The sequence below is a fragment of the Micromonospora phaseoli genome (genome assembly GCF_900109115.1).
Taxonomy (GTDB): domain Bacteria; phylum Actinomycetota; class Actinomycetes; order Mycobacteriales; family Micromonosporaceae; genus Micromonospora; species Micromonospora phaseoli.
This window is the reverse complement of record NZ_FNYV01000022.1, coordinates 1-12,048: the sequence shown is the minus strand read 5'-3', so window position 1 is coordinate 12,048 and position 12,048 is coordinate 1. Positions and strand designations below refer to the sequence as shown.

The 12,048-nt window shown below is 69.5% G+C and carries 12 protein-coding genes and 1 pseudogene; 5 read left to right on the top strand and 8 right to left on the bottom strand.

What is annotated here, in order from left to right:
• The first annotated feature begins 7 nt into the window (after positions 1 to 7).
• Positions 8 to 733 (top strand): flavodoxin family protein, encoded by a 726-nt coding sequence (locus BMY89_RS29220; protein ID WP_092383664.1) that lies wholly within the window; start codon positions 8 to 10, stop codon positions 731 to 733.
• Positions 734 to 854: 121 nt separating this feature from the next.
• Positions 855 to 1,796 carry a DUF5996 family protein gene (locus tag BMY89_RS29215; protein WP_092383663.1) on the top strand — a complete coding sequence of 314 codons (942 nt, stop codon included), beginning with the start codon at positions 855 to 857 and terminating at the stop codon, positions 1,794 to 1,796.
• 68 nt (positions 1,797 to 1,864) lie between these two features.
• Here BMY89_RS29215 and BMY89_RS29210 read toward each other — a convergent pair whose 3' ends face one another.
• A complete protein-coding gene (locus BMY89_RS29210) occupies positions 1,865 to 4,612 on the bottom strand; it encodes a LuxR family transcriptional regulator (protein WP_092383661.1) in 2,748 nt (915 codons plus the stop codon).
• A 450-nt stretch (positions 4,613 to 5,062) separates the two neighbouring features.
• Between BMY89_RS29210 and BMY89_RS29205 the strand changes: the two genes are divergently transcribed.
• Positions 5,063 to 5,371 carry a GNAT family N-acetyltransferase gene (locus tag BMY89_RS29205; RefSeq protein ID WP_092383659.1) on the top strand — a complete coding sequence of 103 codons (309 nt, stop codon included), beginning with the start codon at positions 5,063 to 5,065 and terminating at the stop codon, positions 5,369 to 5,371.
• An 86-nt stretch (positions 5,372 to 5,457) separates the two neighbouring features.
• Here the strand turns inward: BMY89_RS29205 and BMY89_RS29200 are convergent.
• From BMY89_RS29200 to BMY89_RS29185, 4 genes and pseudogenes are all read right to left on the bottom strand, one after another.
• Positions 5,458 to 5,892 (bottom strand): annotated as a pseudogene (locus BMY89_RS29200) (transposase); the annotation flags it as partial.
• Positions 5,893 to 5,910: 18 nt separating this feature from the next.
• Positions 5,911 to 6,630, bottom strand: a complete 720-nt coding sequence (locus BMY89_RS29195) for a GNAT family N-acetyltransferase (RefSeq protein ID WP_092383657.1) — start codon at positions 6,628 to 6,630, stop codon at positions 5,911 to 5,913.
• 106 nt (positions 6,631 to 6,736) lie between these two features.
• Positions 6,737 to 7,075 (bottom strand): hypothetical protein, encoded by a 339-nt coding sequence (locus BMY89_RS30655; protein WP_175510450.1) that lies wholly within the window; start codon positions 7,073 to 7,075, stop codon positions 6,737 to 6,739.
• Between the two features lie 120 nt (positions 7,076 to 7,195).
• Positions 7,196 to 7,753 (bottom strand): dihydrofolate reductase family protein, encoded by a 558-nt coding sequence (locus tag BMY89_RS29185; RefSeq protein ID WP_092383655.1) that lies wholly within the window; start codon positions 7,751 to 7,753, stop codon positions 7,196 to 7,198.
• Positions 7,754 to 7,917: 164 nt separating this feature from the next.
• Between BMY89_RS29185 and BMY89_RS30650 the strand changes: the two genes are divergently transcribed.
• The gene (locus tag BMY89_RS30650) at positions 7,918 to 8,178 is read left to right on the top strand and encodes a hypothetical protein (protein WP_175510449.1); all 261 of its coding nucleotides are present in this window, start codon (positions 7,918 to 7,920) and stop codon (positions 8,176 to 8,178) included.
• On the opposite strand, the gene BMY89_RS29180 is transcribed toward BMY89_RS30650, so the two are convergent.
• From BMY89_RS29180 to BMY89_RS29170, 3 genes are all read right to left on the bottom strand, one after another.
• Positions 8,168 to 9,343, bottom strand: coding sequence for a zinc-dependent alcohol dehydrogenase (locus BMY89_RS29180; protein ID WP_092383653.1), 1,176 nt, complete (start codon positions 9,341 to 9,343; stop codon positions 8,168 to 8,170). The genes BMY89_RS30650 and BMY89_RS29180 overlap by 11 nt on opposite strands.
• Positions 9,340 to 10,260 (bottom strand): SRPBCC family protein, encoded by a 921-nt coding sequence (locus BMY89_RS31225; RefSeq protein ID WP_092383696.1) that lies wholly within the window; start codon positions 10,258 to 10,260, stop codon positions 9,340 to 9,342. Before BMY89_RS31225 ends, BMY89_RS29180 begins: the two co-directional genes overlap by 4 nt.
• Before the next feature lie 497 nt (positions 10,261 to 10,757).
• On the bottom strand, positions 10,758 to 11,339 hold the full coding sequence (locus BMY89_RS29170; protein ID WP_092383651.1) for a type 1 glutamine amidotransferase domain-containing protein: 582 nt from the start codon (positions 11,337 to 11,339) through the stop codon (positions 10,758 to 10,760).
• Between the two features lie 237 nt (positions 11,340 to 11,576).
• Between BMY89_RS29170 and BMY89_RS29165 the strand changes: the two genes are divergently transcribed.
• Positions 11,577 to 12,048: aldo/keto reductase (locus BMY89_RS29165; RefSeq protein ID WP_139218045.1), on the top strand; the 472-nt coding region annotated here is incomplete at its 3' end.

Sequence of the window (12,048 nt, the reverse complement as noted above, 5' to 3'; positions counted from 1 at the left end):
GGACCCCATGACCGCGACGGGGATCGAGAAGCCCGACTTCACCGGGCTGCGCGCGATGTACATCAACTGCACCCTCAACCGTTCCCCCGGCCGTAGCCACACCCAGGGGGTGATCGACCGCAGTGTGGCGATCATGGAGGCGAACGGGGTCAGCGTGGACCAGATTCGCGCCGTCGACCACGACATCGCCACCGGCGTCCGACCCGATATGACCGAGTACGGGTGGGATACCGACGAATGGCCCGCGCTGCTGACCCGGGTGCTGGAAGCTGACATCCTGGTCATCGCCGGACCGATCTGGCTCGGCGACAACAGTTCGGTCACCCGTCGGGTGATCGAGCGGCTCTACGGCTACTCCGGCGTGCTCAACGAGCAGGGCCAGTACGCCTACTACGGGCGGGTCGGTGGCTGCCTGCTCACCGGCAACGAGGACGGCCTGAAGCACTGCGCGATGAACATCCTCTACAGCTTGCAGCACATCGGCTTCACCATCCCGCCGCAGGCCGATGCGGGTTGGCTCGGTGAGGTCGGCCCCGGGCCCTCCTACCTCGACGAGGGTTCCGGCGGTCCGGAGAACGACTTCACCAACCGCAATACCGCGTTCATGACCTACAACCTGCTCCACCTCGCGTCGATGATCCGTCGTGCCGGCGGGTTCCCGGCCTACGGCAACCAGCGCACGGCCTGGGACGCCGGCAGTCGCCCCGGTAGCGCTAACCCGGAGTACCGCTGATCATCGGGAAGGGACAAGACGGCCGATCAGCGAACCGGTGGCGCCCCGTAGGTACCGGCCTGCGGGACACGATCACGACGACCGCCACCCTTCCGTTACAGCGCCAAGGATGTGAGTAGCGATGACAAGCCCGGCAACGATGAGCTGGCCGAGCCTGCGGGTCTCGGACTGGACCGCCACCCGCGAGACCCTGCACATGTGGACCCAGATCGTGGGCAAGATCCGCATGGCGCACGCTCCGTTTGTCAACCACTGGTGGCAGGTGACCCTTTACGTGAGCCCACGCGGGTTGACGACGTCCGCCATCCCGTACGGCACGGGGGCCTTCGAGATCGAGTTCGACTTCCTCGGCCACCGGCTCGACGTTCGCACCAGCAACGGCGGCGCGCGGAGCCTCCCGCTCCGGCCGATGTCGGTCGCCGAGTTCTACTCGCGGGTCATGGCCATGCTCGACGAGCTCGGGATCGAGGCACCGATCCGGCCGCACCCCAACGAGGTCGATCCGGCGATCCCGTTCGCCGAGGACCACGACCACGCCTCCTACGACGGCGAGGCGGCCGCCCTGTTCTGGCGACAGCTGCTGCAGGCGAACCGGGTGATCGGCGAGTTCCGGTCGCACTTCGTGGGCAAGGTCAGTCCGGTGCACTTCTTCTGGGGCGGGATGGACCTCGCCTGCACCCGTTTCTCCGGCCGGTCGGCCCCACCGCACCCCGGGGGCGTGCCCAACTGCGGGGACTGGGTCATGGTCGAGGGCTACTCCCGGGAGCTGTCCAGCTGCGGGTTCTGGCCGGGCGGCGGCGAGGAAGGTGCCTTCTACTCCTACGCCTATCCCGAACCAGACGGGTTCGCCGAGCAGCACGTCGGCCCCGAAGGCGCGTATTTCAGTACCGAGTTCAAGCAGTTCCTGCTGCCGTACGAGGCCGTCCGCGCCGCACCGGACCCGGACCGCGCGGTCGCCGAGTTCCTCCGCACCACCTACGAAGCCGCTGCGGACCGGGGGCACTGGGACCGCTCCGCGCTGGAGGACGACCCGTTGCGGTGGCACCGAACCCCGGCTCGGTGAGGACAAACAACGGGGGGCGCTAACCGGTGCTCGACCGGTCAACGGCGCACGGTCGGACCGGTCGTCGCCTAGCTGAGCCGCAGGTCTCCATCGAGATCGATCCTGGCCAGCTCGGTACGGGAGGTGATGCCCAGCTTGGGGTAGACGTTGGCCAGGTGGTGGCCGACCGTGCGTGGGCTGATCAACAGCTGTGCGGCGATCTCCCGGTTCGTCAGACGGTCCGCGGCCAACCGTGCGACCCGGAGTTCCTGCGCGGTCAGCCCGGCAGCGGTCGGAGGATCGACCACGAGGGGGGCGGCCCGCCGGTCGGTCAGAGCCTGCTCGCGCAGCGCCCGCATCCGCAGTGGGTCCGCGCCCAGGCGGGCGAAGGTCTCGGCTGCTGCGGCGAGCTGTGTACTGGCGTCGGCCCGGCGACGCGCCCGCCGCAGCCACTCCCCGTACAGCAGCCGAGTGCGGGCGTACTCGAACGGCTGCGCCCCCGCCCCCGCAACGTCCAGGGCGGCTCGGAACGAGGCCTCGGCCGCCGATCCACCCTCGACGAGGGCCCTGAGCCGATGGCCGGCCGTGCGGGCCCAGGTCGCACCCGTACGCTGCGCCCACTCCTGCACCATGGCGACCTGAAACCCGACGACGTCGCTGCTGCCGACCTGCACTGCCGCTTCGACGGTGTCCGGGGCGGCAAGCAGCGCGAAGGTGGTGTGGGCGGCCTCGTGGCCGGGCTCGACGAGGCACAGCAGGTCGCTCAGCGCCTCCTGAGGACGACCGTCGAACAGCGCCGCTCGTCCACGAATCCAGTACGCCGATGCGCTGAGCGCTCGCACTCCGCGTGGAACCGAGACCTGCAGCATCCGATTGGTTTGCTCCTCGACGGCGCGATGCTCGCCGCGGGCGGCAGCCAACAAGCCGAGGCCGCCGCGGCTCTGCGTGGCGAGGTGATCCGCCTCGACCTCCTCGGCCAGTCGCAGGCCCTCGGCCGCCGCCATCTCGGCGGCGCCCCACCGGCCCGCAGCGGTGTCGAGGACCGCGATCTGGGCCAGCACCAGCGCCAGCGCGGTGAGCTCGTGCCGACGCCGCAGCTGTGCGGCCTGCACGCGCAGCACGTCGAGCAGCCCACCGTCGATGCCCCAGGCCTGGACCAACGGCACGGGCGGTAGCAACTCCCACGCGACCGTACCGAGCCGACCGACGACGTCGCTGGCCAGGTCCCGGGCCATCGGAGTGACCTCGCCGGTCACGTCATAGCAGGACCACCAGTTTCTCAGCACGGGCATCAGCCCCGACACTGCGGAGTCAGCGGCGGTGTCCACGGCCCGCACCCGTTGTAGCGCCTCCTGTTGGAGGTCGGACCGACCGGCCGACCAGGCGGCGCGGACCGCCACCGTGCCCAGCTCCACGGCCCGGCGGGTCTCGGGTACCGCGGCCATGTCGCAAGTCAGGTAGTGGTGGGCACGCTCGGGCATGCCGTGTGCGAATTCGAGGATCCCGCGCAGCCCGCCGCTCAGCCGGACGACGGGAAGCACACCGCTCAGGCGTTCAGCGTCCTCGACCAACTGCCGCGCCGCCTCCGCGTTACCGGCGTGCCACGCGGCGCGGGCGGCGGCGGCCAGCCGGCGCGTGGCGTCCGCTGGCTCCGGGGACAGCTCAGCGGCCCGACGCAGGGCGGAAGCCGCCATCGGCCCCGCACTGCGTCGGAGGCACTCCTCGGCGGCGTGCTCCAGCAGTGCGGCGACATCCTCGTCCGGCTCGTCGGCAGCGGCTGCCAGGTGCGAGGCCCGCTGCATGGTGGCGTCCCGTGGCAGGGCCGCAGCCAGCGCCTGATGCACCGCTTGCCGTTCCGCGAAGGGGGAGCCGTCGTAGATGGCTGCCGGGATCAGCGGGTGCCGGAACTCCAGGCGGGTGCCCGAGGCATGGAGCAGGCCCGAACGCAGGGCCTCGTCCCAGGCGGACGTGTCGATGCCCCAGGCGGCCCCGGCACGGTGCACGACGTGCCGGTCGCCCCGGCCCTCGGCGGCGGCCAGCAGCAGTAACGCCCGGGTCGACGGTTTCAGGGCCTCGGCCCGTGCGCAGAATGCCCGCCGCAACCGTGGTCCCACCGGCACCGGGTGTCCGGAGGCCGGGAGGGTCGCCTCGCCGTCGGTCTCACGATCGAGGGTGGGCAGCTCGTGCAGCGCCAACGGGTTGCCACCCGCCGCCTGCACCGTCCGATCGGCCAGCGTCGCGTCGATCCCCGGCGCGATTGCGGTCAGGAGTTGGCGCGCGTCCTCGTCGGCCAGACCTCCGATCTCCAGGGCCGGCAACCCCTCCCACGGCCCCGAGGTGGGATCCTCGTGTCCGGTCAGCAGCACCGCGACCGGCTCCGTCGCCACTCGCCGGGCGACGAACCCCAGGCAAAGCGCGCTTGCCTCATCGACCCACTGAGCGTCGTCCACCACAACCAGCACCGGTCGCTCCCGCGCAAGACCGGAGAGCAGCGACAGCACGGCCGCGCCGATCAGGAAGCGGTTGGCCGGATCCCGGCTCATTCCCAACGCACCCCGCAACGCCGCAGCCTGCGGGGCGGCGAGCGTCTCCAGCCGATCCAACACCGGCCACAGCAGCTCGTGCAGCGCCGCGAATGCCAGCCCTGCCTCCATCCGGGTGCCCCGACACCGCAACACCGTCGCGTCGGACGCCGCCCCGACGGCGTACTCAAGCAGAGCGGTCTTGCCGATGCCCGGCTCACCCCACAGCACGAGCCCGGAACCCGCGCGATCCGTTGCCCGATCCAGCAGCCGGTCCAGCGCCGCGGTCTCGGCGCGCCGTCCGAACAGTTCCATGTCCCCCCCCGCTTGGCCGCGATGGCACAGCCGTTTCAAGTTAACGCCCGGTCTGCCCCATCGGGAGACGACCGATTGGCCGGCCGATCCGCTTCGGCCATGCTGCCGCACACTCGACCCTGTGACCCCACACCAGGGCCGTACTGCCGAGGCTCCCGGCAATTCGGTTCGTCCGAGCAGGGCCGCGTCGCGGTCAGCGGAACAGATCGCTCTGGCCGTTCGACGTGGCAGCCGTGACGCTTGCGGTGTTGGACGAACGTGTCCTGCTGGACCACGACGAGCGCGTCCCCCATGACAGCGCGGACGCGCCCGAGGCGTCAGTGACGCGGTGTCACGATCGCTTGTGACGTGGTGTCACTGTCCGTGGCCGGTGAGCACCGAATACTGGGGTGATGACCGCACGATTACCGCGCTACGCCCATATCGGAGATGAGATCTGATGGAGGACACATGGTAGTGAATGTGAAGGATGTCCCCGAAGCCAGACAGTACGAGGCTCGGGTCGAGGGAGAGTCCAAGGTTGCGGGTATCGCGCAGTACATCCGCACCACGGAACTCATCGCGTTCGTACACACCGAGGTCTCGCCGGAGTACGAGGGCAGGGGAATTGGTTCGGCCCTAGCCCGCGCGGGCCTCGACGAGGCCCGCGCCGCGCGCCTGCTGGTCCTGCCCACCTGCCCGTTCTTCGCGGGGTGGATCGCCCGGCACCCCGAGTACCAGGATCTGGTGTACCAGTCCCGCAGCAGGGTCAGCGACTGAACAGCAGCGCACGGCAGCGACGGAGGTCGGTATGAGCGGCCACGTGTCACTCGTTTCTGTCGCGGTCAAATGAGCGGCGGTAGGCGGCCGGCGTGGGCGTCGGAGATGACCAGGCGGACACCGGTCAGGCCGCGGGCGGTCAGCGACCGCAGGAACGCCAGCCAGCCGGCGCCGTCCTCATCCGAGGCGACGTCCAGGCCCAACACTTCGTGTTGGCCGTCGGCGTTGACGCCGACGGCGATCACGGCGTGGACGTTGACGGTGCGGCCCGCTTCGCGGACCTTCATCGTCAGCGCGTCGGTCCATACGAACGTGTAGTGCCCTGAGTCCAGGGGCCGGTTGCGGAACGCCTCGATCTGGGCGTCGAGGCGGGCGGCCATCTCGGAGACCGGCGACTTGGACAACTGCCGAACGCCGAGTCGCTCGACCCGCTTCTCCACCCGCCGGGTCGACACGCCGAGCAGATGCGACGTCGCGACCACCGACACGCGCCGCGCTCGGCACGGTCGTCGCCGTAGCCGGTGTTCCGGGGTGTGTGCTCAGGTTCCGATGCGGATGCTGAGTTGGGCGCCGAGCTGGCGGAATCCCAGCGCCTGCGCCACTCGGCGGGAGGGTTCCGGTCGCGCCCGCCACTGCGGCAGCAGATGGTTCGCCATGCCGTCCGCGGCTGCGACGGAGGCAACGGCACGTGCCAGGCCGCGCCCGCGGTGATTCGGCGCAGTGAGTACGCACATGTGGGCCACCCGCCCCGGCCAGCGTCGGTAGCCAGCCGCCGCGACAACGTGATCCCCTCGGCGCACCACGAACGCGCGGGAGGTGATATCGGCCAACCCGCATTCGTCGGCGTCGTCGGCCGGGACAGCGGCCAGGAGCCTCGCGAGATCGGCAGGTTCTCCAGGAACCACATCCACGGTATCGAGCCCAGCCGGCCGGTAGTCGCCCTCATCGAGGTAAGCCAGGCTCGCCGGGCCCAGCACCTCGGCGACCGGCAGGACTGCGCCCAGCCGGTCAGAGTCGGTCAGAACCTCGACCGGCAGACCCTGCAACACCTCGCGAACAACCCCGGCCCAACCGCCAGCCGGCACGGTGACGATGGCGGCGTCGCCCAACGCGACAATTCCGATCCAGCCCGGCGGGCAGAACCGCGATCCGGTCGACACGGCCACGTCCACGTCGCCGTCAGCGGGAAAAGCCATCGGAACACCAGCCATCTCAAGCCAGACCTGCCGAGCCCGAGCGAGCAACACATCACAGGCCATGGACGCATCCTCACGCCTGGCCCAGAGTTCACGCCACCCAGTTCGCAGCTGTCAGGGGACCGCGCCCTCCTCTGCCGCGGCCCGGTGTCACGGTGCGGGACGGCGTTCAGTGTCCGGTCCTGCTGAAAGTAGTGCATTCGATCTTGTCTGATTTGCTCTGGGCCACGGCGACCTGCAGGTGGATCTGGCCATCAGCGTCGCCAGCCTCGCCGAACTCCAGTTCGGTGTCCTGATCGCGAAAACCGCCGAGGCGAGGGCGCTCCGGTTGACGCGGTTGAGCGCCATCCAACGCCGATTTGATCCGCTGCCCAACACCCACAGGTGGTCCCCGCTGTGAATCCTGCTCTTCTACGGCATCCGCTGCTGCCGCTGTCTTGGCGGGCCAGTCCGGCGCGGCGGGCGTGGCGGAGGGGCCGTGGTCCTCTGCGTCGCTGGCGACATGCACGCAGCCCTCGACGGGCTCCTCGAAGACGTCCTCGCCTTCGAGGAGTCGCTCGGCGCTGCGCGGCGAACGCGAGGAGGACGCCGGGCTGCCGGTGAGCTGGCGGCGATGGACTCCTGTGATTCAGCGCGCGCGGCGGTAGTGCATGGCCACCACGCCGTTGCGGAGCGGGTCCGCCGAGAGCAGCTCGAGCCGGCGCGTGCCGGGTAGCCCGCCCTGGTACAGCGTCGGGCCGTGGCCGGCGATCCTGGGGTGGACGAGCAGTTTGTACTCGTCGATCAGGTCCAGCCGGTCGAGCTCGGTCGCGAGCGTGCCGCTTCCGAGGAGGACCCCGGCCGGGGTCGCGTCCTTGAGCTTCTGCACGCCCTCGCGTAGATCGCCGGCGATGTGGTGGGTGTTGGTCCACGGGAAGTCCTTGCGCGTCGACGACACCACGTACTTGGGTTTGGCCCCCAGCTTGACCGCCCACTCGCGCATGGCCGGCGGCGCCTCCTCGTCGCCGCGGGCGACGGCAGGCCAGTAGCCCTCCATCATCTCGTAGGTGACGCGACCCCACAGCATTGCCCCGCCCTCGTCCATGAGACGGGTGAAGAAGGCGCGCGTCTCGTCGTCGACGATCCCCTCCTGGTGGTCGACGCAACCGTCCAGGGTGAGGTTGAGGCTGAAGGTGAGAAGTCCCATGGCTGGCGACTCTAACGCCCACTACGGCCTGAAACCCGCCAGAAGACGCGGGGACCAACTCGCGCCCAGCCGGGACCGCTCTATCGAAGCGGGGATTCATTCGGCGAGCATCCAGCCTTGGCGCAGGACTGGACCCCGCAACGAGTCTCGGCAAGGTCAGATCCATGTCGACCACCCCGCCGACCCTGAACGACCTGCGCCGGGAGGCGCGCCGGCTGGTCGAGTCTTCGCCGCTGTGGGATCGCGGCCAGTGGGTGCTCCAGACCATCATCCCCAGTGGCTGCCGCGTATCCGCACCCAGTACCAACCCTGACCGGCAGGTTTCGATGGGCCGCGTGCCGCAGTCCGGCCGCTTCCGCACAGACGCGCATCCGGCCACCACGGCGCGCCGTGGTGGCCGGATGCGGGTGGTGGTCAGGGTTTGAGGACGACCTTCTCGCAGTTGTCCTGCTTGTTCTTGAAGATCTCGAAGCCGCGTTCCGCATCGTCGAGCGGCAGGGTGTGGGTGATGACCCGGGTCGGATCGATCTCCCCGCGTTCGATGCGCTGCAGCAGCGGCTTCATGTAGCGCTGCACGTGGCATTGCCCGGTACGCAGGGTCAGCGACCGATTCATCCAGGCGCCGGCGGGGAACTTGTCGAGCAGACCGCCGTACACGCCGATCACCGACACGATGCCACCGCTGCGGCACGACAGGATCGCCTGGCGCAGCGCGTGTGGGCGCTCGGTCTCCGAACGGACTGCCTGCTTGACCCGGTCGTAGGCGTAGAGGGGCGTGCTGCCGTGGCTGGCCTCCATGCCGACCGCGTCGATGCACTTGTCCGGTCCCCGCCCACCGGTCAGTTCCAGCAGCCGGGACCGCACGTCCACTTCCTCGAAGTTCACCGGCGTGTGGCCCGCCCGCTCGGCCATTTGCAGCCGGTACGGCTCCTTGTCGATGGCGATGACCTTCGCGGCGCCGAGCACCCGGGCGCTGTCCATGGCGAACTGGCCGACCGGGCCGGCGCCCCACACCGCCACCACGTCGGTGGGCTGGATGTCACACATTTCGGCACCCATGTAGCCGGTGGGCAGGATGTCCGAGAGGAACAGCACCTGCTCATCGGTCAGATCGGACTCGATCTTCAGCGGACCGACATCGGCGAACGGCACCCGCGCGTACTGTGCCTGACCGCCGGCGAAGCCGCCGGTCAGATGGGAATAGCCGAAGATCCCGGCGACCGGGTGGCCGAACATCTTCTCCGCTATCCCGGCGTTGGGGTTGGAATTTTCGCAGCAGGAGTACAGCTCGGCGGCGCAGGCGCCGCACGCGCCGCAGGCAATCGGGAACGGAACGACGACCCGGTCCCCGACCCGCAGCCGACCTGAGTCGACGCCCCGACCGACCTCGATCACTTCGCCCATGAACTCGTGCCCCAGGACGTCGCCGTCCTGCATCGTGGGCACGTACCCATCGACCAGGTGCAAGTCTGAGCCACAGATCGCGGTGGAAGTGATCCGTACGATGGCATCACGATCGTTCAGGAGCCTGGGGTCCGGTACGTCACGGACCTTGACCTTGTTGCGGCCCGTCCAGGTATTCGCCCTCACGCGTCCGCTCCCTTCGCGAGGTCGGAATCCGACAGCGGTTGCGCCGGCCGCTGCGGGAACTCCTTGCGGGCCCGCTTGCCCCACGGGGCGCCCTCGGATCGGACCACCTGGCCGGTTTCCAGCACCTGCTTGAGCCGGCGCAGGTCGTCGTCGAGCTGCTGGTGCGGCTCCTCGCCGAAGTACTTGGCCACTGCTTTGCCGACCGCGCCGCCGGGGATGTCGTACGACATGACGATGTGCACCTCGGTGCTGACACCGTCCGGGGCGGGCACAAACCGGACTGTGCCGGAGTTCGGCACGTCGGCGTTGCCGGTCGACCGCCACGCGATCCTCTCGCCGGTCGCCTCGTCGAGGATCTCCGCGTCCCACTCGACGTTCTTGCCGAATGGAGCGCTGGCGGACCAATGGCTCGTATGGTCACCGGTGGCGCGGACCTCCTCAAGGTGTGCCATGAAGGTCGGGAGGTTGTCCAGGTCGCGCCAGAACGCGTAGACCTCCGGTGGAGGTCTGCGGATCGTCGTGGTAGCCGTCAGCTCCATGGATCCTCCTTCGCGTGAGCTCCGTGCCGCCCGCACTGAGCCGGTTCTTTCCGGCCGGGTTGCCTGCACGGCGGTCAGCAGGTCGACCACCGTGATTCCGACGATGACGCCCGTGACACCGACGAGGCGTCGCCGGCGGCGCCCGCCGCGGTGAGCGATGGCAATTCCGAGCGCGGCCAGGTCCATCGCGTCGCCCACAACCCGGGTCCACGTCCAGATGCCCTTCCGCCGGCTCGTCAGGAGCCCGGCCGCGTGTACCAGCTCCCGCGCCCCGACCAGCGGCACCACCGTCCGGGACGTCGGGGAGTCGTCCACGCCGCTGATCCGGCGCACCGTGTCCGATGCCGCCAGCTGTGCCACGCCCAGACCGAGGCTCATCCAGCCAAGCCCGCGCCCCCGTCGCTCGACCTCGTCCTGCCTGGCCTTCACTGCCTCTCTGGTTGCTAGTCGAGTCACCGGTAGCCTCCGTATCCGGTCGCACCCGGCCGAGCATTCCGGTTCACGACGGTCCGGGGCGCGACCCGTAGGGGCCGGGGATACCCCTCGGAAACCACCTCAAACTGCTCATCGGCCGCTGGGTGGATGTTCCCTGCGGCGATTCCTGTCCCGCTGCTCAGCACGATGCCACGGCCGCGAACACCAGGATTGGTGCGGCCAACCAAGCGAACAGGTCGTCGATCACGTACCTGCCGCGCACGCGTGCCAAACGCGCCAGCCGCCCGAGGTCGGCTCGCCGCTGTCGGCACCGTACGGCCGCGGCTTTGGATGTGGGTCGAACAGCCGCTGCTCAGGGAAAGCGGCGGCATCCCGGTTGGCGGGATAGCCGCCGCAGGGCTCAGGCCCGGCTTGATCTTCCCGACCCTGAGCCCACCGGGTCAGGCCGTCGCCATGTGGCGGACGTCTTCGCCCTGGGCGAACTCCTCGACCATTCTGGCGCAGAAGGCCGGAAGGTCGCTGGGGTTGCGGCTGGTGATCAGGCCGTTGTCGACCTGTACCTGCTGATCCACCCAGGTCCCGCCGGCGTTGCGGATGTCGGTGCGCAGGCTGGGGAACGAGGTGACGGTCCGGCCGTTGACCATTCCGGTCTCGACCAACGACCACGGTCCATGGCAGATCGCTGCCACCGGCTTCTGTTGCTGGAAGAACGCCCGGACGAAGTCCATCGCCTGTGGGTTCATCCGGAGCCGGTCGGGGTTGACCGTCCCGCCCGGCAGCAACAGGGCGTCGTAGTCGGCCGGATCGGCCTCGCTCACGGTCCGGTCCACCCGATAGCGGTTGGCCGGATTGATATCCTGGTTCATCGACTGAATCTCGCCGGACTGCAACGAGATCAGGTGGACCTCGGCCCCCGCCTGCTCCGCGGCGGCCCGGGACTGGGTGTACTCCACGTCCTCCACCCCGTCGGCGGCGAGGCAAGCGACTCGCTTGTCGGTCAGTGGCTGCTGGCTCTGCGCCATTTCTGCCTCCCTTCGCGGCGCCACCCCGTCGGCGGCGCATCGGTCGCTCGCGGTCGCCTTCCCGGTGCGGGCACGGGCAAACTGACCAGCGAACGCCACTCGAGGGCGGACAATCCGGCCACCTGCCCGCTGCACAGCGAAGGCCTACGCGGAGAAGGTCCGCTACGAGGTGTGCTGCCTGTCCCAGCGGGTAACGCAGGCAACCCACTGGTGCCCAGGATCCGGAAAGGTCACGACATGACCCTCGCTGCCACCGCGATCGAACTACCGTCCGGCCAGACCATGCCCTTGCTCGGCCAGGGAACGTGGTACCTCGGCGAGCGCCCCGGGAGGCGGCAGGACGAGATAGCCGCCCTACGCACCGGGCTCGACCTGGGCATGACCATGATCGACACTGCGGAGATGTACGGTGGCGGCGCTGCCGAGGAACTCGTCGGCGAGGCGATCGTCGGGCGACGCGCCGACGTCTTTCTGGTCGACAAGGTGCTGCCGTCCAACGCCAGCCGACGGGGAACCGTGCAAGCCTGCCGCCGCAGCCTGCAACGACTCGGCGTCGACCACATCGACCTCTACCTGCTGCACTGGCGTGGCACGCATCCACTCGCGGAGACGATCGAGGCGTTCGCCGAACTCGTCGACGCCGGCGACATCGGGCAGTGGGGGGTGAGCAACTTCGATCTTTCCGACATGACCGAGCTGTTCGAGGCGG

What these genes read in the sequence shown, in the direction of transcription:
- BMY89_RS29220 (WP_092383664.1), top strand. Translation starts at nt 8, where the DNA reads ATGACCGCGACGGGGATCGAGAAGCCCGACTTCACCGGGCTGCGCGCG.
- BMY89_RS29170 (WP_092383651.1), bottom strand. Translation starts at nt 11,339, where the DNA reads ATGGCGCAGAGCCAGCAGCCACTGACCGACAAGCGAGTCGCTTGCCTC.
- BMY89_RS31225 (WP_092383696.1), bottom strand. Translation starts at nt 10,260, where the DNA reads ATGAGCCTCGGTCTGGGCGTGGCACAGCTGGCGGCATCGGACACGGTG.
- BMY89_RS29205 (WP_092383659.1), top strand. Translation starts at nt 5,063, where the DNA reads ATGGTAGTGAATGTGAAGGATGTCCCCGAAGCCAGACAGTACGAGGCT.
- BMY89_RS29215 (WP_092383663.1), top strand. Translation starts at nt 855, where the DNA reads ATGACAAGCCCGGCAACGATGAGCTGGCCGAGCCTGCGGGTCTCGGAC.
- BMY89_RS29210 (WP_092383661.1), bottom strand. Translation starts at nt 4,612, where the DNA reads ATGGAACTGTTCGGACGGCGCGCCGAGACCGCGGCGCTGGACCGGCTG.
- BMY89_RS30650 (WP_175510449.1), top strand. Translation starts at nt 7,918, where the DNA reads ATGTCGACCACCCCGCCGACCCTGAACGACCTGCGCCGGGAGGCGCGC.
- BMY89_RS29195 (WP_092383657.1), bottom strand. Translation starts at nt 6,630, where the DNA reads ATGGCCTGTGATGTGTTGCTCGCTCGGGCTCGGCAGGTCTGGCTTGAG.
- BMY89_RS29185 (WP_092383655.1), bottom strand. Translation starts at nt 7,753, where the DNA reads ATGGGACTTCTCACCTTCAGCCTCAACCTCACCCTGGACGGTTGCGTC.